The organism is Salinibacterium sp. NK8237 (genome assembly GCF_015864955.1).
Taxonomy (GTDB): Bacteria; Actinomycetota; Actinomycetes; order Actinomycetales; family Microbacteriaceae; genus Rhodoglobus.
The window spans coordinates 227754-248751 of the sequence record NZ_JADYWE010000003.1 but is presented as its reverse complement, the minus strand read 5'-3'; the positions used below and the strand labels follow the sequence as shown (position 1 = coordinate 248751).

The 20998-nt window shown below is 59.9% G+C and carries 23 protein-coding genes; 1 reads left to right on the top strand and 22 read right to left on the bottom strand.

Annotated features, from left to right (window positions below; all coding sequences use genetic code 11):
* Window position 1 precedes the first annotated feature (1 nt).
* From I6E56_RS14715 to infC, 16 genes are all read right to left on the bottom strand, one after another.
* Complete coding sequence (locus I6E56_RS14715; protein WP_010205232.1) at window positions 2-1201, bottom strand: argininosuccinate synthase; 1200 nt, start codon at window positions 1199-1201, stop codon at window positions 2-4.
* A gap of 67 nt (window positions 1202-1268) precedes the next feature.
* Entirely contained in the window at window positions 1269-2195 is a 927-nt protein-coding gene (gene argF / locus I6E56_RS14710; protein WP_197126746.1) for an ornithine carbamoyltransferase, read from the bottom strand.
* The gene (locus I6E56_RS14705; RefSeq protein ID WP_197139260.1) at window positions 2192-3379 is read right to left on the bottom strand and encodes an acetylornithine transaminase; all 1188 of its coding nucleotides are present in this window, start codon (window positions 3377-3379) and stop codon (window positions 2192-2194) included. The genes argF and I6E56_RS14705 overlap by 4 nt, the downstream gene beginning before the upstream one ends.
* Window positions 3376-4290 (bottom strand): acetylglutamate kinase, encoded by a 915-nt coding sequence (gene argB / locus I6E56_RS14700; protein ID WP_197139259.1) that lies wholly within the window; start codon window positions 4288-4290, stop codon window positions 3376-3378. Before argB ends, I6E56_RS14705 begins: the two co-directional genes overlap by 4 nt.
* Complete coding sequence (argJ, locus tag I6E56_RS14695; protein ID WP_197139258.1) at window positions 4290-5441, bottom strand: bifunctional glutamate N-acetyltransferase/amino-acid acetyltransferase ArgJ; 1152 nt, start codon at window positions 5439-5441, stop codon at window positions 4290-4292. The genes argB and argJ overlap by 1 nt, the downstream gene beginning before the upstream one ends.
* Complete coding sequence (gene argC, locus I6E56_RS14690; RefSeq protein WP_197139257.1) at window positions 5438-6484, bottom strand: N-acetyl-gamma-glutamyl-phosphate reductase; 1047 nt, start codon at window positions 6482-6484, stop codon at window positions 5438-5440. The genes argJ and argC overlap by 4 nt, the downstream gene beginning before the upstream one ends.
* Window positions 6485-6761: 277 nt before the next feature.
* Window positions 6762-9254 carry a phenylalanine--tRNA ligase subunit beta gene (gene pheT / locus I6E56_RS14685; protein ID WP_197139256.1) on the bottom strand — a complete coding sequence of 831 codons (2493 nt, stop codon included), beginning with the start codon at window positions 9252-9254 and terminating at the stop codon, window positions 6762-6764.
* A complete protein-coding gene (gene pheS, locus I6E56_RS14680; protein ID WP_197139255.1) occupies window positions 9254-10294 on the bottom strand; it encodes a phenylalanine--tRNA ligase subunit alpha in 1041 nt (346 codons plus the stop codon). The genes pheT and pheS overlap by 1 nt, the downstream gene beginning before the upstream one ends.
* 11 nt (window positions 10295-10305) lie before the next feature.
* A complete protein-coding gene (locus I6E56_RS14675; RefSeq protein WP_197110593.1) occupies window positions 10306-11238 on the bottom strand; it encodes an amino acid ABC transporter permease in 933 nt (310 codons plus the stop codon).
* The gene (locus tag I6E56_RS14670) at window positions 11235-11903 is read right to left on the bottom strand and encodes an amino acid ABC transporter permease (protein ID WP_197110594.1); all 669 of its coding nucleotides are present in this window, start codon (window positions 11901-11903) and stop codon (window positions 11235-11237) included. Before I6E56_RS14670 ends, I6E56_RS14675 begins: the two co-directional genes overlap by 4 nt.
* 84 nt (window positions 11904-11987) lie before the next feature.
* A complete protein-coding gene (locus tag I6E56_RS14665; RefSeq protein ID WP_197139254.1) occupies window positions 11988-12860 on the bottom strand; it encodes a glutamate ABC transporter substrate-binding protein in 873 nt (290 codons plus the stop codon).
* Between the two features lie 37 nt (window positions 12861-12897).
* On the bottom strand, window positions 12898-13650 hold the full coding sequence (locus I6E56_RS14660; protein WP_197110596.1) for an amino acid ABC transporter ATP-binding protein: 753 nt from the start codon (window positions 13648-13650) through the stop codon (window positions 12898-12900).
* A gap of 92 nt (window positions 13651-13742) precedes the next feature.
* Window positions 13743-14546, bottom strand: a complete 804-nt coding sequence (locus I6E56_RS14655; RefSeq protein ID WP_197139253.1) for an RNA methyltransferase — start codon at window positions 14544-14546, stop codon at window positions 13743-13745.
* A gap of 105 nt (window positions 14547-14651) precedes the next feature.
* Window positions 14652-15038, bottom strand: a complete 387-nt coding sequence (gene rplT / locus I6E56_RS14650) for a 50S ribosomal protein L20 (RefSeq protein WP_197126598.1) — start codon at window positions 15036-15038, stop codon at window positions 14652-14654.
* Window positions 15039-15056: 18 nt separating this feature from the next.
* Window positions 15057-15251 (bottom strand): 50S ribosomal protein L35, encoded by a 195-nt coding sequence (gene rpmI, locus I6E56_RS14645; protein WP_197108656.1) that lies wholly within the window; start codon window positions 15249-15251, stop codon window positions 15057-15059.
* A complete protein-coding gene (infC, locus tag I6E56_RS14640; protein ID WP_197139252.1) occupies window positions 15244-15957 on the bottom strand; it encodes a translation initiation factor IF-3 in 714 nt (237 codons plus the stop codon). Before infC ends, rpmI begins: the two co-directional genes overlap by 8 nt.
* A gap of 213 nt (window positions 15958-16170) precedes the next feature.
* On the opposite strand from infC, the gene I6E56_RS14635 reads away from it, so the two are divergent.
* Complete coding sequence (locus I6E56_RS14635) at window positions 16171-16521, top strand: DUF1844 domain-containing protein (RefSeq protein WP_197126597.1); 351 nt, start codon at window positions 16171-16173, stop codon at window positions 16519-16521.
* A 37-nt stretch (window positions 16522-16558) separates the two neighbouring features.
* Here I6E56_RS14635 and I6E56_RS14630 read toward each other — a convergent pair whose 3' ends face one another.
* From I6E56_RS14630 to I6E56_RS14605, 6 genes are all read right to left on the bottom strand, one after another.
* Entirely contained in the window at window positions 16559-17347 is a 789-nt protein-coding gene (locus I6E56_RS14630) for an SseB family protein (RefSeq protein WP_231606737.1), read from the bottom strand.
* Between the two features lie 59 nt (window positions 17348-17406).
* The gene (priA, locus tag I6E56_RS14625) at window positions 17407-18156 is read right to left on the bottom strand and encodes a bifunctional 1-(5-phosphoribosyl)-5-((5-phosphoribosylamino)methylideneamino)imidazole-4-carboxamide isomerase/phosphoribosylanthranilate isomerase PriA (RefSeq protein ID WP_197139251.1); all 750 of its coding nucleotides are present in this window, start codon (window positions 18154-18156) and stop codon (window positions 17407-17409) included.
* A gap of 79 nt (window positions 18157-18235) precedes the next feature.
* Window positions 18236-18868 carry an imidazole glycerol phosphate synthase subunit HisH gene (gene hisH / locus I6E56_RS14620; protein WP_197139250.1) on the bottom strand — a complete coding sequence of 211 codons (633 nt, stop codon included), beginning with the start codon at window positions 18866-18868 and terminating at the stop codon, window positions 18236-18238.
* Between the two features lies 1 nt (window position 18869).
* Window positions 18870-19475, bottom strand: coding sequence for an imidazoleglycerol-phosphate dehydratase HisB (hisB, locus tag I6E56_RS14615; protein ID WP_197139249.1), 606 nt, complete (start codon window positions 19473-19475; stop codon window positions 18870-18872).
* Window positions 19472-20560 (bottom strand): histidinol-phosphate transaminase, encoded by a 1089-nt coding sequence (locus tag I6E56_RS14610; RefSeq protein ID WP_197139248.1) that lies wholly within the window; start codon window positions 20558-20560, stop codon window positions 19472-19474. Before I6E56_RS14610 ends, hisB begins: the two co-directional genes overlap by 4 nt.
* Before the next feature lie 73 nt (window positions 20561-20633).
* Complete coding sequence (locus I6E56_RS14605) at window positions 20634-20996, bottom strand: LysM peptidoglycan-binding domain-containing protein (RefSeq protein WP_197139247.1); 363 nt, start codon at window positions 20994-20996, stop codon at window positions 20634-20636.
* Between the last annotated feature and the right edge of the window lie 2 nt (window positions 20997-20998).

Here is a 20998-nt window from a genome sequence, read left to right as displayed (position 1 = left end):
ATTAGCCCTGCTTTGCGTCGCGACGAGCCGAGATCTTGCTCGGCAGTGACCAGAGTTCGATGAAGCCCTTAGCGAGCGACTGGTCGAACGTGTCGCCAGTGTCGTAGGTGGCGAGGCTGAAGTCGTAGAGGCTCTGCTCTGACTTGCGGCCAGTCGGTACCGCACGGCCAGCGTGGAGTGTCATACGGATTTCTCCGCTGACATAGCGCTGGGTGTCGTCGATGAACGCGTCAAGTGAACGCTTGAGACCTGAATACCAGAGTCCGTCGTACACGAGGTTCGACCATTCGGCCTCAACTCCACGCTTGTACCGGGAAAGGTCACGCTCGATCGTGAGTGACTCAAGCTCTTCGTGGGCGGCGATAAGAGCCATCGCGCCGGGAGCTTCGTAAACCTCGCGGCTCTTGATACCGATGAGGCGGTCCTCGACCACGTCGATGCGGCCGATGCCATGCTTGCCCGCGAGCGCATTCATGTGCTCAACGATGGCGAGAGCCGACATCGCGACGCCGTCGATGGCGACAGGAATTCCGGCTTCGAAAGTGATGGTCACTTCATCGGCGGGCAGACCAGCGGCAGGATCAGCGGTGTACTCGTAAAGCTCTTCGATCGGAGCGTTCCACGGGTCCTCAAGGAATCCAGTCTCGACAGCGCGACCCCAGACGTTCTTGTCGATCGAGTAGGGGCTCGCGGCGGACTGGCGAATCGGAAGGTTGTGCTTTTCGGCGTAGATGATCGCCTTGTCACGGGTGAGCGCGAGGTCGCGGACCGGCGCGATGCTCGTGAGGTCGGGGGCGAGAGCCGCAACAGCCGCCTCGAAGCGAACCTGGTCGTTGCCCTTACCGGTGCAACCGTGAGCGACGCTGTCAGCGCCGAGAGCCTTGGCGGTGAGTGCAAGGTGACGCGAGATCACCGGACGGCTAAGAGCCGAAACCAGTGGGTAACGCTTCTGGTACAACGCGTTTGCCTTGAGTGCTGGCATCAGGAAGTCATCAGCGAACTCATCCTTGGCATCGATAACGATCGACTCAACAGCACCACAGTCAAGTGCGCGCTGACGGATGTCATCCATGTTTTCGCCGCCCTGGCCGACGTCAATCGCGAGTGCGACGACCTCTTTGCCTGTGGCGTCCTTGAGCCAGCCGATACCTACTGAAGTGTCGAGTCCGCCCGAGTAGGCGAGAACTACGCGTTCTGACATATGTTTTTCTCCTTGACGTCGTGAATCAGTTTAGGGAACTACTACGGCGGCTTCATGCCGCCAAAAACTAGGCAGCCTGTTCGAGCAACCAAATCATGAGAGCCTTCTGGGCGTGCAGGCGGTTTTCCGCCTCATCCCAGATGACACTCTGCGGGCCATCGATCACGTCGGCCTCAACCTCATACCCGCGGTCAGCAGGCAAGCAGTGCAAGAAGATGGCGTCAGGCTTTGCGAGCGCCATCAGCGCAGTGTCGACCTTGTAAGCACCAAGAGAAGCCACGCGAGCGGCCTTCTCGTCTTCTTTGCCCATCGACACCCACGTGTCGGTGACAACAACATCCGCACCCGTCACGGCTTCAGCCGCGTCGGTGAGAATTGAAATCGAACCACCCGTGGATGCCGCAATCTTCTCCGCGTCAGCGACGACATCCGCCAGCGGTAGGTAATCTTCGGGGCACGCGATGCGCACGTGCATTCCCGCGGTGGCTCCAGCGAGCAGGTAGGAGTGCACCATGTTGTCTGCACCATCACCGAGGAACGTGACGGTCAAGCCCTTGAGCTCGCCCTTGTGCTCGCGAATCGTGAGCAGGTCGGCGAGCAACTGGCACGGGTGGAACTCGTCGCTGAGAGCGTTGATCACGGGAACCTGGGTTCCGTGGGCCATCTCAATAAGACCCTGCTGGCCGTAGGTGCGCCAGACAATGGCGGCGACCTGGCGTTCAAGAACGCGAGCCGTGTCTGAGGCTGTCTCCTTACCGCCGAGCTGACTGTTGGCGGTCGAGATGATGAGCGGCGAACCGCCAAGGTCTGCGATGCCCACAGCGAACGAGACGCGAGTGCGAGTTGATGACTTGTCAAAGATCACAGCAACGGTCTGCGGACCCTCAAGCGGCTTTCGCCCCCACCGATCAGCTTTTACTTTTTCGGCGAGATCGAGAATCTCGAGTTGTTCAGCCGGGCTGAGGTCATCGTCGCGAAGAAAATGCCTGGTCATGATGCCTCCGTAGGTGCTGTGTTGGTCACTTCGTTCAGCACCATGCTGAACGTGTCAATGAATTCGGCGATTTCGGCATCGCCAATGATGAGGGGCGGAGCGAGGCGAACCGTCGACGCATTGGGCGCATTGATAATCAGCCCGTGCTCGAGCGCAGTGGCCACGATCTCTTGCGCGACTGGCTCGGCAAGTCCGATGCCGATCAGGAGTCCGCGACCGCGAAGCTCAATGATCAACGAGGAATCGATGCGGGCCAGTGCGGTGCGCAGTTCGGCACCGCGCTGAGCGGCATTTGCCACGAGGTCGTCAGACTCAATCTGGCCCAAGACCGCTTCCGAAACGGCACAGACGAGTGGGTTGCCACCGAAAGTAGTGCCGTGTTGACCGGGATGCATCAGCGAGGATGCCTTCCCGAACGTCACGAGCGCACCAATCGGCACTCCCCCGCCCATTCCCTTGGCCATAGTGATGGCGTCGGGAACGATTCCGCTCTCTTGGAAGCCAAACCAGTCTCCCGTGCGTCCGGCTCCGGTCTGGATCTCGTCGATAATGAGTAGCACGCCGTGCTGAGTCGTCAGTTCACGAGCCGCTTCGAGGTAGCCGGCGGGCAGCGAGTGCACCCCCGCCTCTCCCTTGATTGGCTCGACGATGAGGGCCGAGACATCCGGTCCGATTGCAGCTTCGAGGGCCTCAATAGTGGACTCGATGTGCTCGACATTGGGAAGCAACGGCTCAAATGGCTCGCGCAACGATGCCTTGCCGGTGATCGAGAGAGCCCCCATAGACCGACCATGGAAGGAATCCATCAACGACAGGATGCGCGGGCGCCCCGTCAGGCGAGCGAGCTTGACGGCAGCTTCGTTTGCCTCTGTGCCCGAGTTCGCAAAGAACACGCGCCCCTCGTCACCGGCACCCGAAATGCGCAGCAGTCGTTCCGCGAGCGCAAGCTGTGGTTCGGTCGCGAAGAAGTTCGAGACGTGCAGGAGATTGGCTTGACGGCTGAGCGCGCCCACAATCGCGGGGTGGTTGTGGCCAAGTGAATTGACCGCAATGCCAGCCAAGAAGTCGAGGTAACGCTTGCCCTCGGAATCGAAGACTGTGCAGCCTTCGCCACTCACGAACTCCACCTTCGGTACACCGAACGTGTTCATCATCCGGTGGGCGTAGTCGTCTTTCCAAGTCATGCGGGTACCACCTCGGTGCCAATTCCATCTTGCGTGAATACTTCGAGCAGGATCGAGTGCGGGGCTCGACCGTCAATGATCGCGGCCTTCGGAACGCCAGCATCCACCGCTTCAAGGCAGGCTGTCATCTTCGGGATCATGCCCGACTCCAGACTCGGCAGCAGCTCACGCAGTTCGTCGGTGTTGATGATCGAGACGAGCGACTCACGGTTGGGCCAATCGCTGTAGAGACCGGCAACATCCGTGAGGATGACGAGCTTGGCAGCGTCGAGCGCAATAGCTAGCGCTGCCGCCGCCGAATCCGCGTTGACGTTCAGCAGGCCAGAGGCATCTTCAGCAATCTCTCCCGCTTCTTGGGCCAGCGTCGACACCACAGGGATGTTGTCACTCGCCAAGACATCAAGCACCCGCTGAGGATCAACCTCGGTGACATTGCCGACCAACCCGAGGTCAACACGCTTGCCCTCGATCTCTTTGATCATGCGTTCACCGATAAACAGCGAATGTTCGTGACCGGCAATGCCGTTAGCAAGATCTCCGTGCTCGTTGATGAGATCAACCAGCTCAGCGCCGACCTGGTCGGTGAGCACATCGCGCACCACATCGATCGACTCTTCTGTCGTCACACGGTAGCCAGCACGGAACTCAGATTCGATACCGCGAATCTTGAGTTCCTTGGTGATCTGGGGGCCGCCACCGTGAACAATCACGGGGCGAACGCCAGCAAGACGCAGATAGACCATGTCTTGGACGAACGCACGCTTCAGCTCGTCATTGATCATGGCGTTGCCACCAAACTTCACCACAATGATGCGGTTACGAAAACGCTTCAACCACGGAAGCGCCTCAATAAGCACTCCCGCCTTCGTCATGGCCTGCTCGTGTTCAGCGCCGTGGGTAAAAGCCGGCATCAGCTGGAGTACGCGCTATTCTCATGCACATAATCGTGCGTGAGATCGTTGGTCAAAATGGTGGCCTCGGCATCGCCGGTGGCCAAATCGATCAGCACGTGCACAGCACGGCCCGTGAGATCCACCTCGTCGCGAGAACGGTCGGGGGCGCCCGCGTGGCAGACCCGCACACCGTTCATCGACACATCGACCGCGTAGGGATCGAAGGCTGCATCCGTGGTTCCGATTGCAGCCAGCACGCGGCCCCAGTTGGGATCGTTGCCGAAGATCGCGGCCTTGAAGAGATTATTGCGAGCAACCGAACGGCCGACCACAACAGCGTCGTCTTCGCTCACTGCACCCACAACTTCGATGCGGATGTCATGGCTTGCGCCCTCAGCATCGCCCTGAAGTTGTTCGGCAAGATCGCTGCACACGCTCGTGACAAGCGCGGCAAACTCGGCAGCATCCGGAGTCACGCCCGAGGCGCCCGACGCCATCAGCGTTACCTGGTCGTTGGTCGACATGCAGCCGTCAGAATCGAGACGGTCGAAACTCACGCGAGTGGCTTCCCGCAGCGCCGCGTCAAGGTCGGCGGAGGCGACAGCGGCGTCAGTGGTGATGACTACGAGCATTGTCGCGAGGCCTGGCGCGAGCATCCCTGCCCCTTTTGCCATGCCGCCGACGGTGTAGCCGGTGCCGGTCGCGACAGTAGTTTTGGGCTTGCTGTCTGTGGTCATGATCGCGAGCGAAGCGTCGGTGCCGCCGTCAGCACTGAGCGCACTGACCGCTGCCGACATTCCGGCGAGCACTTTGTCTTGCGGAAGCGGTTCACCAATAAGACCGGTCGAACACACGAGGATGTCGCCGGCCGATGACCCGAGCGCTTCAGCGACGTGCTCTGCCGTGGCGTGCGTTACCTGAAAGCCCTGTGGGCCCGTGAAGCAGTTGGCTCCGCCCGAGTTGAGGGCGATCGCCGTGGCGATGCCATCGTCGATGACCTGCTTGGACCAGATGATGGGGTGGGCCTGCGCACGGTTGCTCGTGAACACGGCGGCTGCATCGAAGCGTGGGCCGCGGTTGACGACGAGGGCGACATCGAGACCACCACTCGCCTTGAGCCCGGCTTCGACCCCGGCTGCTTCGAATCCTGCGGCTGATGTGACACTCATGGTGCTACTCCGTCCAGCGCCAGACCGAGGGTTTCCTCAAGGCCTAACGCAATATTTGTCGATTGAATCGCGGCGCCTGCGGTGCCCTTTACAAGATTGTCGATCGCGCTGACGACGACTACGCGACGCGCAGCTTCGTCAACGGCAAGCCCGATCAGGGCGGTGTTGGCGCCCAACGTATCAGCGGTGCGAGGGAACTGGCCCTCGGGCAAAACGTGAATGAATGGTTCGTCGGCATACGCGGTCTCCCACGCTTGCCGAATCTGTGCGGCCGTGACCCCGTCAGCGAGCTTCGCAGTGGAGGTCGCCAGGATTCCGCGTGACATGGGCACGAGAACCGGGGTGAACGACACCGTCACCGATGCAGCGCCAGCGACCTTCAAGTTCTGCACGATTTCCGGCGTGTGCCGATGAGTGCCACCAACGGCATACGCCGAAGCAGAGCCCATCATTTCGCTCGCCAGCAGATTCACCTTCAGGCTCTTGCCCGCGCCAGAAGGCCCGACTGCGAGAACGGCCACGATATCTTCTGACTCGATCAACGCGGAACGGATGCCGGGGGCTAGCCCCAGCGTGATGGCTGTCACGTTGCACCCGGGCACCGCAATACGCTTCGAACCGGCGAGAACTTGACGTTGCGTTCCCCCGGCGGCGTGCAGCAGTTCGGGCATCCCGTAGTCCCAGGCACCGTAGAACTCGCCGCCGTAGAACGCAGCCCAGTCGTCTTCACTGGTGAGCCGGTGATCGGCACCACAGTCAACGACGAGAGTGTCGGGGCTGAGTTCAGCCGTCAACGCGCCCGACTTGCCGTGTGGCAACGCAAAGAAAACAACATCGTGTCCGGCGAGCACTTCGGGCTCGGTCGGTTGAAAAACAAGGTGTGCGAGGGACCGCAAATGCGGTTGCACATCGATGAGACGCTGACCGGCGTTACTAAACGCCGTCACAGTCGTGACATCGAACTCAGGATGGGTGGACAGCAGGCGAAGAAGCTCGCCACCGGCATAACCGCTGGCACCGGCCACAGCGACCGAAATTGACATGGAATTACCTTCAGTGGGTTCGGAATCGAGAACACTTGCGGCGGCGAATCACACGGCCTCGTGGGTCGTGACAAAACTCCGCCTATCGTCGCTCGTCAGCCCCGCGGAGAACCGGCGAAGACGGCACCACAAAGCTCAGCGGGAATCGCTGGCTGCAAGTGCGGAAGTCGGTCACATTTATAGAGTAGTCCCCAGAGCGCGCGGCAGGCTAATCGACAAACGCAGAAAGCCGGTTGCCGCTCTGCGAGGGACAACCGGCTTTCGGTCTAACAGACAGCTACTCGCGTAGCTCAGCGCCCACGCGTTCACCAGCAAGGGCGACCGCAGCATTCTTCGCTTCGGTGGCCTCAGCCTGAGTGAGCGTGCGATCACTAGCGCGGAACCGTAGCGCAAAGGTCAGTGACTTGTGCGACTCTGGGATGCCGGTGCCACGGTAGTCATCAACGAGCCGCACGTTCTCCAATAGCTCGCCAGCGCCCTCGCGGATAATGGCCAGCAACTCGCCAGCCGGCACCGTCGCGGGCACCACGAGCGAAAGGTCTTGCGTAGCGGCCGGGTAAGAGATGATGGGCGTCGCAGCGATATCTTCAGCAGCACTCGCAATCAGCACGGCGAGGTCGAGCTCAAGCACCGCAACAACGCGCGGCAAATCGAGTTCGAGTGCCAAGGCGGGCAACAGCTCACCGGCGTAACCAACCGTGTGGTCGCCCACCCGAAGCTCCGCGGTACGACCAGGGTGCATTGCCTGGTGGCTGCCTGCCACGACGTCGATCTCGACCGAGAGCGTTGCTGCCAGGTGCTGAACTGTGGCGAGGGCATCCGCGAGCCCGCGCGAGAGTGCTTGCTGCCCCGGCTGGCGCGTGACGGCATCACCGAGAAACAGCGCGGCAACGTGCCACGGTTGTTCCGGGATGCTCGAGCGCAGTTCGGCGAGAGCGGCGTCGCTGGGCAGCTCATAGCCGAGCGGCAACGAGGTGCTTCCGTAGCGGTGGCCTGCTTCGGGCAGGAATACTGTTCCGACCTCGAAGAGAGCGAGGTCCGTGAGTCCACGAGAGACATTGCGGTGCGCGATCGCCGCGAGGCCAGGTAGCAACGAACGACGCAGGGTTGCGGCATCCGGGTCCAAGGCGTTCGCGAGTTTGATCGTGGTCGCTCCCCCAGCTTCAGGCGAACCAAAGAGATCGTTCGAGTGCTGAGAGATAAACGGGTAGGCCAAGACCTCGGTGAGGCCGGATGCCGCGAGGCTGTTAGAGACGGTGCGTCGCAGGCGCTGGGCGCGAGTGAGCCCGCGGCCAGGAGGGGCCACCGGCAGAACAGCCGGAATACGGTCGTAGCCCACGATGCGGGCAACTTCTTCGACGAGAGTGGTCTTGTCACCAAGGTCGGGACGCCAGCTTGGCGGGGTGACGCTCCAACCAGTGTCAGTCACAGCCACATCGGCGCCAATCGCCTGCAGAGAGTCGGTAATCTCATCAGCCGAGTACCGAACACCGATAAGGCCTTCGGCATACCCCTCGGGCAGATCAACAGCATCTGGCGTGTGCTCGGCCAGAAGATTGCTGCCCAAAGTATCGACGGTGCCGCCACCCAGCTCCACGAGAAGCTCAACGACGCGCGCAGCCGCCGCAGGAGCGACCAACGGGTCAACGCCACGCTCGAAACGACGTGATGCTTCGCTGCCGAGCTTGTGGCGGCGAGCAGTGCGGGCGATCGAAATGGGCTCGAAGTTGGCTGCCTCGATCAGGACGTTGGTGGAGGCATCCGTAATCTCAGTGCTCGCCCCGCCCATGACGCCAGCCAAGCCGATGGGGCCGGAATCGTCAGTGATGAGCAGGTCTTCAGGGTTGAGCGTGCGCGACTTGTCGTCGAGAGTAGTGAGAGTCTCCCCCGCTTTCGCGCGACGAACCGTCAAACCGCCCGACACTCGGTCGAGGTCATAGGCGTGAATCGGCTGCCCGAGTTCGAGCATGACGTAGTTCGTGATGTCGACCGTGAGCGAGATCGAGCGGATGCCGGCGAGCGTCAACCGCGTGATCATCCACGAGGGTGTTGGCTTGGTCACATCCACGTTCCGCACGACGCGCGTGACGAACGCGCGCACTCCGGCGCGACCGCGAATGGGCGCGTCGTCAGCGATAACCACGGGGAATCCGCTCGCCTCAGTGATCGTGGGAGCGTCGGCAGGATCGGTGAACTTTGCGCCCGTCGAGAGCGCGTATTCGCGTGCAACTCCGCGCAACGACATGGCGTAGCCACGGTCGGGTGTCACGTTGATTTCGACCGCGAAGTCATCGAGGCCGAGCAGCTCAATCGCGCTCGTGCCCACCTCGGGGTCAAGGCCCAGCGTGGACAGCACGAGGATGCCATCGTGTTCGTCTCCGAGACCGAGCTCGCGAGTAGACGCGATCATGCCATCCGACACGTGACCATACGTCTTGCGCGCAGCAATCGGGAACGGGCCAGGAAGGACCGAGCCGGGAAGGGTGACTACGACCTTGTCGCCGACAACGAAGTTGTGAGCGCCACACACGATGCCGCGAGGCTCAGCCTCGCCAACGTCAACCTGGCACCAGTTGATGGTCTTGCCATTGGATTGGGGCTCACCAACGAACTCAAGAACCTGGCCAACGACGACCGGTCCAGAGATGTCGAAACCGTGGACGTCTTCTTCTTCAAAGCCAACCTTCACGAGCGCGGCGTGAACCTGTTCGTGGGTGATATCTGTCGGGATCTCAACGAATTCCCGCAACCAACTCATGGGAATTTTCATTAGACCACCATTCCGAACTGCTGGGAGAAGCGAATATCGCCCTCGACCATGTCTCGCATGTCGTTCATCTCGTTGCGGAACTGCAGCGTGCGCTCAATTCCCATTCCGAAGGCGAAGCCTTGGTATTCGTCGGGGTCGATCCCGGCGGCACGAAGCACGTTGGGGTTGACCATTCCGCAGCCGCCCCATTCAACCCAGCGGGCGCCGCCCTTGGCGTTGGGCTGCCACACGTCCATTTCGGCGCTGGGCTCGGTGAACGGGAAGTAGTTGGGGCGCAGACGAATCTGGGCACCCTCGCCGAACATCGCGCGCGCGAGGTGCTCGAGCGTGCCCCGCAGGTTCGCCATGGTGAGGCCCTTGTCGATCGCGATACCCTCCAGCTGGTGGAAGACGGGAGTGTGAGTGGCATCGAGTTCGTCGGTGCGGAACACGCGTCCGGGCGCGACAACGTACACCGGCAGAGGGCGCTCAAGAAGGGAGCGGATCTGAACCGGGCTCGTGTGCGTGCGCAACAGCAAGTGCGAGTCGACGGGGTCAATGAAGAAAGTGTCTTGCATCGCTCGTGCGGGGTGATCTTCGTCGAAGTTGAGGGCGTCAAAGTTGAACCACTCGTTCTCGAGCTCGGGGCCTTCTGCGACCTCCCAGCCCATTCCAACGAAGATGTCGCTCATGTGCTCCATGAGCAGGCTCAGCGGATGCCGCGCTCCCTTGACATAGCGAGTGGCGACGGCCGTGACATCCACGGCTTCTGCCGCGAGCTTCGCTTTCTCTTCGGCGACGGCTAGCTCGGCCTCGCGGGCGCTAAACGCGCCGTTGACGCGGCCGCGTGCGCCACCGATGAGCTTGCCGCTGGCCGCTCGGTCTGCGGGGGCCACGTTTTTCATCTGGGCATTGAGCGCCGCAAGCGGTGACCCTTCGCCAAGATGGGCGCCGCGCACCGTTTTGAGGTCGGCCATTGTCGCGGCGGATTCGATGGCAGCAAGAGCTGCTTCGACCGCTGCGGTTACCGCTGGTTCTGTGATCGGGGTGGGTTCAGACACAAGACCCGAGTTTAGCCGACACCACCACTGCTATTTTTGCGATTGTTCGCGTTTCCGCGTTGCATCGTGATCGCCCGTGTTCCTTCAGCTCCAGGCACCTTCGGGGTGTCTGGAGTGATCTTGCCGAGCTTCGGGCCACTACGTTTCGCCGCGTAGCGAGCGATATACGACAGCGTGAGGTTCATGACGAGATAGATCACAAAACCGACCGCAAACAGGGTGAAGAGATAGCGGCTGCCATAGAAGTTTTGAAGGTTCTTAATCGTTCGTGCAAGCTCGGGGTACGCAACGATGTAGGCGAGAGAGGTGTCTTTCAAGAGCACCACGAGCTGCGCGAGAATGATCGGAAGCATCTGACGGAATGCCTGCGGGAACTCGATGATGAAGCGGGTCTGAAGTGAGGTGAGGCCGACCGATAGCCCACCTTCGCGCTGCCCCCTGGGCAAGGAAATGATGCCCGCGCGCAATGCCTCGCCAATAATGGCGCCGTTATAGATAGCGAGCCCCAACACACCAGCCCAGTAGCTCCCGATCGAGAACAATAGGGAAACGAAGAGGATCAGCAACAGCAGTGGCATGCCACGGAAGAATTCGAGAAGCACGGAGGTGGGGATTCGAATCCACTTCGAGGCCGAGGTTCGCCCGAAAGAAAACAGAATTCCCACAACAATTGCCAAGACCGCAGCGGCACCGGCCATTTGCAGCGTCGCTAGCGCGCCGCGTCCGAAAGCGCCCCATAGTTCGGGGTCGCTAAGAATATCGAGGCGAGAAGGATCGAACATGCCGGGCTGCTCTGCACCATTCGCATTGGTGCGAGGGGCCGCAAGCACCAAGACAATCCACGTGAGACCGGCGAGGATGGCGACCGCCCCAATTACTGACGCAATAGTCGAATTGCGCTTGGTTTTGGGCCCAGGCGCGTCATATAGAACGCTCATGCTCATCGCAGCACCATGACCTTCTTCTCAATCGCTCCGGCTATGAGGCCGAGCGGAACGGTAATGACTAAATAGAGTGCCGCCGCATAAACCAGGGTGATCACGACAGCGTTGCCGTAATCGCGGGCGGCCTCGTACGTCCCTTTGAATAGCTCATTGACGAAGAAGATCCCAGCGACAGAGGTGTTCTTGGTGAGGGCGATAAAAACGTTGATGAGCGGCGGGACAACCATCCGGCTCGCTTGGGGTAAAACCACAAGGCCCACGGTTTGGGTAAAACCCATTCCGATGCTCCGAGCGGCTTCAGCTTGGCCCACGGGGACACCGTTGAACCCAGAACGGATAGCCTCGGCAACGAATGGCGACGTGTAGAGCGTCAGGCCTATAACCGCTAAGAGGAAGAAGTCAAGATCAACACCGAGAATGGGAAGAACCGTCGAGCAAAAAAATAGAACGAGCAATAGCGGAATGTTGCGCAGCAGTTCGGTGTAAATCGTGGCGAACAATCGCAGCGAGGGAACCGGCGAAATACGCATCGTGGCGATCAAGATGCCGACGAAAAAGGCTCCGACCCCCGAGATTGCCAATAACAGGAGCGTCTGCAGAAAACCCTGAAAGTAAACCGGCGTGACGCCAATGATTGCGTCAATCGCGTTGGAGATGGCGTCCATCCAGAGCCTCCTGAAGAATTGTGGGCAGTAGCGTGAGTGGTGCTCGTCCGCGGCCTAGCCGCGAACGAGCACCGGAAACACTAGTTAGTTGCTGTAACGGTCAACAGCCGGCGGGGTCGGCAGCTTCAGAACCTGACCTGCAGTTGTGTTCCATGCCTCATCCCACGAACCGTCGGAGTAGGAGGCCTCGAGCACATCGTTGATGTAGTCGCGGAACTCATCGTCATCGTGGCCAAGCCCGATTCCGTAAGGCTCCTCAGTGAACGGGTTGCTCAGAACTTCGAACTCACCAGGGTTCTGGTCGGCGAGGCCGGCCAAAATCACGTTGTCCGTGGTGACCGCAACAACGTTGCCGTTACGAAGCGGCTCGAGGCAGTTCGAGTACGTGTCAGTAGTGATGAGGTTGACGTCGTACTCAGCGATGTTCGCCTCTGAAGTCGAACCAGCAACGCTGCAGACATCCATGCCTGCGAGGTCCTCGGGGCCAGTGATGCCCTCGGGGTTACCGTCGAGGACGAGGATGTCCTGACCTGCGTTGTAGTACGGCCCGGCGAAGGAAATAACTTCCTTGCGATCGTCGTTAATCGTGTACGTGGCGATAACGATGTCAACGGTGCCGTTCTCAATGAACGTCTCGCGGTTGGCAGAAACTGTCTCTACCCACTCGATGTTGTCTTCGCTAATGCCGAGCGACGACGCAATGATCTTGCCGATCTCTACGTCGAATCCAACAGGCTCGCCTGTCGGGCCAACGAGACCGAACAGCGGCTGATCAAACTTGGTACCGATGGTGATCGATCCTGCATCAGCGAGGTCAGCCATGGTGGTGCCGGCTTCGAAATCGGGAACGACCATGTCGCTGTCGGTAGTAGACGAAGTGTCTGCTGCACACGCGCTGAGGCCAAGAAGGCCTACGGCGGCGATGGCAGAAATCATCAGACCTTTTTTGAGTCTCATGTTTTTCTCCTTGCTGCTGTGGGGATTACCCGCTGAGTTAGTGGGTAAGAATTTTCGAGAGGAAGTCTTGCGCTCTCGGAGATTGGGGGTTGGTGAAGAACTGCTCCGGCTCTGCCTCTTCGACGATTTCGCCATCCGCCATGAAGATGACGCGGTCGGCAGCCTTGCGAGCGAAGCCCATTTCGTGGGTGACCACAAGCATCGTCATGCCGTCTTTAGCGAGCTGCACCATGACATCGAGAACCTCGTTGATCATTTCTGGGTCGAGCGCCGAGGTGGGCTCGTCAAGCAGGATGATCTTCGGGTCCATAGCGAGTGAACGGGCGATAGCAACCCGCTGTTGCTGCCCACCAGAAAGCTGGGCAGGCATCTTGGATGCCTGGTTGCCGATACCAACGCGGTCGAGCAGCTCCATCGCGTGCTTGTCAGCCTCAGCCTTGGAAATCTTGCGCACACGGCGCGGGCCAAGCGTAACGTTCTCAAGAATCGTCTTGTGAGCAAAGAGGTTGAAGGACTGGAACACCATGCCGACGTCTGCGCGCAGCTTGGCGAGGCCAGCCCCCTCTTCGGGAAGCAACTTGCCATCAATAGTGATGGTGCCGTCGTCAATGGTCTCGAGCCGGTTAATCGCACGACAGAGCGTGGACTTTCCCGAGCCACTTGGCCCAATAACGACAACTACCTCGCCACGTTTAATCGTGGTGGAGATGTCTTTGAGCACGTGCAGCTCACCGTAATGTTTGTTGACGTGGTCGATAACGACCAGAGGTTCACCGCTCTGCGCTGCCATTCACCAAGATAAACACACGCCTACAACGAGGGTCAATCGACGCGCCTAGATGTAACACGGTCGTGACACTAAATCACGAGCACCGGTGTCGATTAGTTGCTGCGTTGCGCGAAAGCACTCTCATACAGGCAGACGGATGCTGCAGTAGCCAAGTTCATCGACTCTGCATGTCCGTAGATCGGCACCGAAATAACCCAATCAGCCAACGCATAGTGCTCGTCAGTCAGACCACGAGCTTCATTGCCAAACAGCCACGCCGAGGGCTTATCAAGCACACCCTCATTGCGAGCGGCCAACAAGTCGCCGCCCTTGATATCGGCGGCAAGAACACGCATGCCCTCGCCCTTGACGCGCTCCAGCACCGCTTCGAGCTCAACACCGACGGCAACCGGAAGATGGAACAGAGATCCCGTCGTGGCGCGCACGACTTTGGGGTTGTAAAGGTCAACGCTGCGACCCGTAAGAATCACGCCATCGGCACCAGCGGCATCCGCAGCACGAATGATCGTGCCGGCGTTGCCAGGATCACGGACCTCTTCAAGAATTGCGATCAACTTGGGCCCGCCAGACAGAAGGTCTTTGACCGACGTCGGGAACTGACGGCAGACCGCGAGAATGCCCTGAGGAGTCACGGTGTCTGCCATTGTCTCGAGCACCTGCTCAGAGACGAACTCGATTTCGATCTCCGCTGCTTCGGCGGCACGAGCGAGGTTGCTGTGGCGTTCAAGAGCAGTAGGGGTGGCATAAAGCTCGACCAAGAGATCCGGGCGGAACTCGAGAGCTTCAGCTACGGATTGGGGGCCTTCCAAGAGAAAAAGCCCGGTCTCAGACCGGGCACTCTTCTTTGCAAGTTTGGCCACTGCTCGTACACGTGGCGAGCGCGGGTTATCAATCACGACACTAACCCTAAGCTCGCGCCCCGCACATACGAGAATCGGCACGCTGTAGGGACCAAATTGGTCGCTACAGCGTGCCGATTGCACGAATAGTTGTGCGGCTAGTTACGCAGCCGAACGGGGTGCCGACGTGTCAGCAGGAAGTGCAGCCTTAGCGGTTGCAACCAGCGACGCGAACGTGGCGGGCTCGGTGACCGCAAGGTCAGCGAGGATACGACGGTCAACCTGCACACCAGCAAGGTTCAAACCCTGGATGAGACGGTTGTAGGTGAGGCCGTTTGCGCGCGACGCAGCGTTGATGCGCTGGATCCAGAGACGACGGAACTCACCCTTGCGGGCGCGACGGTCGCGGTACGCGTAGAGGAGGGAGTGAGTGACCTGCTCCTTGGCCTTGCGGTACAGACGCGAACGCTGGCCGCGGTAACCCTTAGCGCGTTCGAGGATTACCCGACGCTTCTTGTGAGCGTTTACCGCCCTTTTAACTCTTGCCATGATGTATTCCTAAACCCTTTACTTACCGAGAAGCTTCTTGATTGTCTTGGCGTCCTGCGGCGCAATGACCTGATCCTGGTTGAGTGCACGCTTACGCTTGCTGCTCTTAACCTCGAGGTTGTGTCGCATACCCGCCTGCTGCTTCATGACCTTGCCGCTACCGGTGACCTTGAAACGCTTCTTGGTGCCTGAGTGCGTCTTCTGCTTAGGCATCTTTCTCCTCTTTCTCTGGAACTTCTGCCTCACGAGGCTTCTTGTTAGCTACCTTGCGGGCCTCGGCTTCAGCCTTAGCTGTTGCCTTGGTCTTGTGTGGGCCAATAATCATGACCATGTTGCGACCGTCAATAGTCGGTGTCGATTCAATAGAACCGAACTCGGACACATCTTCGGCAAACTTCTGAAGCAAACGCACACCCTGATCGGGGCGAGACTGCTCACGGCCACGGAACAAGATCATTGCTTTGACCTTGTCGCCGCCGGCGAGGAATCCTTCGGCACGCTTGCGCTTGGTTTCGTAGTCGTGCTTGTCGATCTTGAGACGGAAACGAACCTCTTTGAGAATCGTGTTCGTCTGGTTGCGACGAGCTTCTTTCGCCTTCTGCGCCTCTTCGTACTTGAACTTGCCGTAATCCATAATCTTGGCAACGGGAGGCTTAGAGCTGGGAGCTACCTCGACCAAATCAAGATCTGCCTCTTGGGCGAGCTTGAGGGCGACGTCAATGGAGACGACACCGACTTGTTCGCCACCGGGTCCGACAAGACGGACCTCAGGGACTCGGATTCGGTCGTTGGTACGGGGATCGCTGATGCGTATTCTCCTTACATTTCGTGGTGCGCAGACAAACGGTATTCGTTTGATCAACGCAGTTCGGCGGATGCCGTGGCACGAAAGAGGATCGTCACGCAGCCAGAGCTGCATCACCCTTTAAAGCTGCGCAGCCGACATCCGGAACAATTCACACAGTCAGGAACCTGATCATGCGTATTGCACCGCAAACGAACTGTGCGGGGTGTAACTACCCGGTAACCTTGTATGCGGTTGACAGGTGGGAGAATCTCCACTTTCGTAACCGGGGCGAGCCCCGGGCCTGCATAAGAATAGCAGAGCGAACCCCAATAAGCGAAGGACATCATGAGCGAGCCCACCCCAGACGAGACAAATGAAGCACGAGACATCTCAGAAGTGCCCGCAGTCGAGGTAATCAACACCGTCGCCGTGCACATGCTCAGCGCTGCCGCCGTGAAACTCGGCCTTTCTGATGGCCCGGATGCGGAGTCAGAGAAGGACCTCGACGAAGCCCGCAAACTAATTACTGCGCTTGCCGGCCTCGTAACCGCCGCCGCGCCTGAGATCGGCGACCACCATGCTCGCCCGCTTCGTGACGGACTCCGCTCGGTTCAGCTCGCCTTCCGCGAAGAGTCGCGGTTTCCCGATGCCCCAGGCAAGGGCCCAGGCGAAAAGTACACCGGCCCCGTCAACTAAGACGGCGCCCGCTAACTGCAGTCAGCTAGTGGGCACGTCAGGCAGTGGGCAAGCCAGCCGCTGGTGCGCGAACGACCTGGACTGCGAGCGAATCGACCGACTGGGCGATGAGTTCAGAAGCACTCCAGCGTTCGCGCATCCGCTCCATAACCGAATCTAAGGTGTCGCGGTCAAGCCCCTCGCGCATCGCTACCTGAACGACCAACTCGGGGCCATGCAACCGTGCACCGGGGTCGCCGGCCAATAGCTGGATGTCAGCGACATATTCTTCGCTCTCTGCGGATGCCACGAACTCGTCCCGCACATCGGCACGCAAGAAGCTCGGCGTCCACGGAACAGACTGCGCGATCGCCCACACTGCCGGTCGACGAAGAATGAACTCGCTGTCGCTGAGCGGATCTATGATGACCAAATCAGTGTTTTCGCTCGCGGCCGCAAGCGCCACACGAGTGCCTGCCGCTGGAACCGGCCGAGCATCTGGGTTCCACGCCTTCATGGCTTCAACGGAACTGAATACGGGTAACACGGCGCGACCATCTGGCCCCGTGACAGTCACGATCGAAAGCTCTTGAGTCTTGTCAATGGTGAGCCCCTTGGGGGACGTCGCCGTCTCCCCTGCCTTGGCAAGCAGCGGGATCAGAAGGCGGGACTCGCGAACCTGATCAACGACCTCGGCCTCGGTTCCCACACCAGAATGAAAGCGGGTGATCGTGGCCATGAGCGCTTCAGGAGCACTGCCATCGTCATCCGGTGCTGCGTTGGGCTCAAAGGAACGACCCTCCCACGGCACGCCTGCGGAATCTGTTGCGTTCATTTCGTCGCCCATGTCAGCTCCCGTGTCAGTGCTAGGTCAGTTTCCGTGTGCGCGCCTGCGAGATGGTTCGGTTAGTGCGAGGAGACGTCGAGCGCTTCAGCGAGCGTGAATGCCTTCGCGTAGAGCGCCTTGCCGACAATCGCACCCTCAAGACCCTGCGGAACAAGTTCGCGCAGTTCAATAAGGTCGTCCAGGCTCGAGATTCCGCCAGAGGCAATGACCGGACGGTGTGTGCGCTCCATGACCTGGCGAAGCAGTTCGATGTTGGGGCCCTGCAGCGTGCCGTCTTTAGTGACATCAGTAACGACGTAGCGGCAGCATCCAGCGGATTCAAGGCGATCGAGAACTGTCCAAATGTCGCCACCCTCTTGAGTCCAGCCGCGAGCAGCCAACGTCGTGCCGCGAACGTCAAGACCAACAGCAATGGCCTCACCATATTCGGCAATAACGTGAGCAGCCCACTCGGGATTCTCCAACGCAGCGGTACCAAGGTTGATGCGCTTCGCACCGGTGGCGAGGGCTGATTCCAACGACTCATCGTCGCGGATACCGCCCGAAAGTTCGATATTGACGCGCTTCGGCGTCGACTTGATGACCTTCTTGATCATCGCGTGGTTGTCGCCACGACCGAATGCAGCGTCGAGGTCAACGAGGTGAATCCACTCGGCACCCTGATCGGCCCAGTCGTGAGCCGCAGCGCACGGATCACCGTAACTCTTCTCAGTGCCTGCCTCACCCTGCGTGAGGCGCACTGCCTTGCCGTCGGCTACATCCACTGCCGGCAGCAGGGTTAGACCGGGGGTTTTGTTGAACTCGCTCATAGATACGCTCTCTAAAGACCTGACCGCGGAACGCCGCGCACAAGCATCCGATACTAGTGCACGTAGAACCAACGCAAAATCAGAAGGTCTTCAACCAGTTGCTTAGTAGTCGGATTCCAGCTTCGCCCGACTTCTCGGGGTGAAATTGAGTGGCAGTCAATGGCCCGTTTTCGACCGCGGCCAAGAATCGGCCACCATGGTCTGCCCACGTGAGCTTCGGCTGCGGAAAAGGTGGCTGAACATCAAGCGTCCACTGTTGTGCGGCGTAGGAGTGCACAAAATAGAAACGTTCGTCGCGCACCGAATCAAACAGCGTCGTGTCGTCAGGAGTCTCGACAGTATTCCACCCCATGTGCGGCAAAACCGGGGCGGGTAACTTTTCTACAACACCAGGCCACTCGTTGAGGCCTTCGGTCTGAATACCATGTTCGTCGCCCGAGGCGAAGAGCACCTGCATGCCGACACAAATACCCATAACCGGGCGACTTCCGGTGAGGCGCTTCTCGATGATTGCGCCCCCGCGAACTGACTCGAGCGCCGACATCACAGCAGCAAAAGCACCAACGCCGGGCACGAGGAGCCCGTCAGCCGCCTCAGCGACCGAACGATCCGCACTCAAGCGAACGTTCGCACCAGCAGCCTCAAGAGCCTTCGCTGCGGAGTGAATGTTGCCGGAACCGTAATCGAGAATGACAACTGAAGGAGCAACCACTCTAGAGCGCACCCTTCGTCGACGGAATGCCTGTTACCCGGGCATCCGGCTCCACAGCGGCGCGCATCGCGCGAGCGAAGGCCTTGAACTCAGCTTCAGCAATGTGGTGCGGGTCGCGGCCACCCAGAACCGTCACGTGGACGGTGATGCCCGCGTTGTAGCTGATCGCCTCAAAGACGTGACGCACCATCGAGCCGGTGAAGTGTCCACCAATAAGGTGCATCTCGAAGCCAGCAGGCTCGCCGGTGTGAACGAGATAGGGACGACCAGAGACGTCAACAACAGCACGCACGAGGGCCTCATCGAGAGGAACAAGTGCGTCACCGTAGCGCGAAATGCCGACCTTCGTGCCGAGTGCCTGCCTGATGGCCATTCCGAGCGCAATGCCAATGTCTTCGACAGTGTGGTGCACATCGATGTGCGTATCCCCAGTGGCCTTGACGGTGAGGTCGATGAGCGAGTGCTTCGAGAACGCCGTCAGCATGTGGTCATAGAAGGGCACGCTTGTGTCGATAGATGAGGTGCCGGTGCCGTCGAGATTGATCGAAAGCTCGATGCTCGACTCGCTGGTTTCGCGCGTAATTGTCGCGGTGCGCTGTGAGGTCATTGTTCAACTCTACCGAGCGTCTGGAGGTCGGCCATCGCATCCAAGAACGCAGTCGTTTCTTCTTCGGTACCCGCGGTGACCCGCAAGTGGTGCGGGATGCCGACGTCGCGGATCAGGATGTCCTGGATAAGGAGCTTGTGGAACAGCTCCTGAGGATCAGCTACGTTGCCAAACAATACGAAGTTGGACTCGCTGGGCACCGGGGTGAACCCCAATGCTTCAAGTCCGGCGCTCATGCGATCACGCTGCGCCTTGATCTCGTCGACCATCGCAAGCATTGCGGGAGCGTGGGCCAGTGCGGCAACGGCCGCCGCCTGCGTGAGTGCAGACAGGTGATACGGAAGTCGCACCAAACGCAGGGCATCGGCAATTGCCGGATCAGCGGCGAGATAGCCCACTCGGGCACCGGCGAAGGCGAATGCCTTGCTCATCGTGCGGGACACGAGAAGTCGCGGGCGACCTTCGAGCAGCGCGAGAGCCGATTCGCGATCGGAGAACTCGGCATACGCTTCGTCGACGAGCACGATGCCATCGGTAGCGTCGTACGCCGCGACGATCGTGTCATTGCTGACCGGAGTACCAGTGGGATTGTTAGGGGAACAGAGAAAAACGACGTCGGGCGTGTGCTCAGCGATTGCGGCAACGACGCTCTCGGGCGTGATGTCGTAGCCAGGATCGCGCGGTGCCGTAACCCACTCGGTGCCGGTGCCCGAGGCGATGATGGAGTGCATCGAGTAGGTGGGCGGAAAGCCAAGCACGCGACGACCTGGCCCGCCGAAAGCCTGAAGCGTCTGCTGAAGCACTTCGTTGGAACCATTGGCCGCCCAGATGTTGTCGGCAGCAAGGCCGTGACCGAGGTAGGCCGCAAGTGATTCGCGGAGTTCAGTGAATTCGCGGTCGGGGTAGCGGTTGGCATTCATGACAGCGCCGGCAAGAGCCATGACGATGTCGGTAGCGACCGCCTCCGGAATCGGATGCGTGTTTTCGTTGACGTTCAGCTGGATGCGAACCGGATCGGTTGGTGCACCGTAGGGAGTGCGACCGCGGAGGTCATCACGAATGGGGAGATCTGATAGCGAAGTCACTCCACCAATGGTAGAGGAACAGGCTGTGGCCGAATGCCGGGGGCCTGCGGCGACACCAGCGGAGCTTGGCAGACTAGTTAGAGAAGCTCGCGGGGATCGCGAGTTCTTGGCCCGCAAAAATGTCTGCTGACGACATTTGGTTCACTTCGATCAACTGGGCAACAACCTCACGCGGGTCGTGGCCTGGGGCGTGCTGCTCGGCGATGTTCCATAGCGACTGACCCGCCGAGACATCGACATAGACGAAGGCGTTCTCATTCGACTCGAGCGTCGCAGCAGCACCGCCGCTGTTGAGCGAGAGAAGAAGGGCCGCAATAACCAGCGGCGTCGCCGCGAGAGTCATCAAGACGACACGACCACGCGTGGTGAGGCGAAGACGCGGTGCGGACTGCCGAGCACGGACAGCCGCGTTAGGTGCAATCACAGCAGTAGACATCA

What these genes read in the sequence shown, in the direction of transcription:
- I6E56_RS14635 (WP_197126597.1), top strand. Translation starts at nt 16,171, where the DNA reads ATGAGCGAGCCCACCCCAGACGAGACAAATGAAGCACGAGACATCTCA.
- rplT (WP_197126598.1), bottom strand. Translation starts at nt 15,038, where the DNA reads ATGGCAAGAGTTAAAAGGGCGGTAAACGCTCACAAGAAGCGTCGGGTA.
- infC (WP_197139252.1), bottom strand. Translation starts at nt 15,957, where the DNA reads ATGCAGCTCTGGCTGCGTGACGATCCTCTTTCGTGCCACGGCATCCGC.
- hisB (WP_197139249.1), bottom strand. Translation starts at nt 19,475, where the DNA reads ATGACCTCACAGCGCACCGCGACAATTACGCGCGAAACCAGCGAGTCG.
- I6E56_RS14660 (WP_197110596.1), bottom strand. Translation starts at nt 13,650, where the DNA reads ATGGCAGCGCAGAGCGGTGAACCTCTGGTCGTTATCGACCACGTCAAC.
- priA (WP_197139251.1), bottom strand. Translation starts at nt 18,156, where the DNA reads ATGAGCGAGTTCAACAAAACCCCCGGTCTAACCCTGCTGCCGGCAGTG.
- pheT (WP_197139256.1), bottom strand. Translation starts at nt 9,254, where the DNA reads ATGAAAATTCCCATGAGTTGGTTGCGGGAATTCGTTGAGATCCCGACA.
- I6E56_RS14665 (WP_197139254.1), bottom strand. Translation starts at nt 12,860, where the DNA reads ATGAGACTCAAAAAAGGTCTGATGATTTCTGCCATCGCCGCCGTAGGC.
- I6E56_RS14670 (WP_197110594.1), bottom strand. Translation starts at nt 11,903, where the DNA reads ATGGACGCCATCTCCAACGCGATTGACGCAATCATTGGCGTCACGCCG.
- argC (WP_197139257.1), bottom strand. Translation starts at nt 6,484, where the DNA reads ATGTCAATTTCGGTCGCTGTGGCCGGTGCCAGCGGTTATGCCGGTGGC.
- argF (WP_197126746.1), bottom strand. Translation starts at nt 2,195, where the DNA reads ATGACCAGGCATTTTCTTCGCGACGATGACCTCAGCCCGGCTGAACAA.
- I6E56_RS14705 (WP_197139260.1), bottom strand. Translation starts at nt 3,379, where the DNA reads ATGACTTGGAAAGACGACTACGCCCACCGGATGATGAACACGTTCGGT.
- I6E56_RS14605 (WP_197139247.1), bottom strand. Translation starts at nt 20,996, where the DNA reads ATGTCTACTGCTGTGATTGCACCTAACGCGGCTGTCCGTGCTCGGCAG.
- I6E56_RS14630 (WP_231606737.1), bottom strand. Translation starts at nt 17,347, where the DNA reads ATGGGCGACGAAATGAACGCAACAGATTCCGCAGGCGTGCCGTGGGAG.
- argB (WP_197139259.1), bottom strand. Translation starts at nt 4,290, where the DNA reads ATGCCGGCTTTTACCCACGGCGCTGAACACGAGCAGGCCATGACGAAG.
- I6E56_RS14715 (WP_010205232.1), bottom strand. Translation starts at nt 1,201, where the DNA reads ATGTCAGAACGCGTAGTTCTCGCCTACTCGGGCGGACTCGACACTTCA.
- rpmI (WP_197108656.1), bottom strand. Translation starts at nt 15,251, where the DNA reads ATGCCTAAGCAGAAGACGCACTCAGGCACCAAGAAGCGTTTCAAGGTC.
- I6E56_RS14675 (WP_197110593.1), bottom strand. Translation starts at nt 11,238, where the DNA reads ATGAGCATGAGCGTTCTATATGACGCGCCTGGGCCCAAAACCAAGCGC.
- argJ (WP_197139258.1), bottom strand. Translation starts at nt 5,441, where the DNA reads ATGAGTGTCACATCAGCCGCAGGATTCGAAGCAGCCGGGGTCGAAGCC.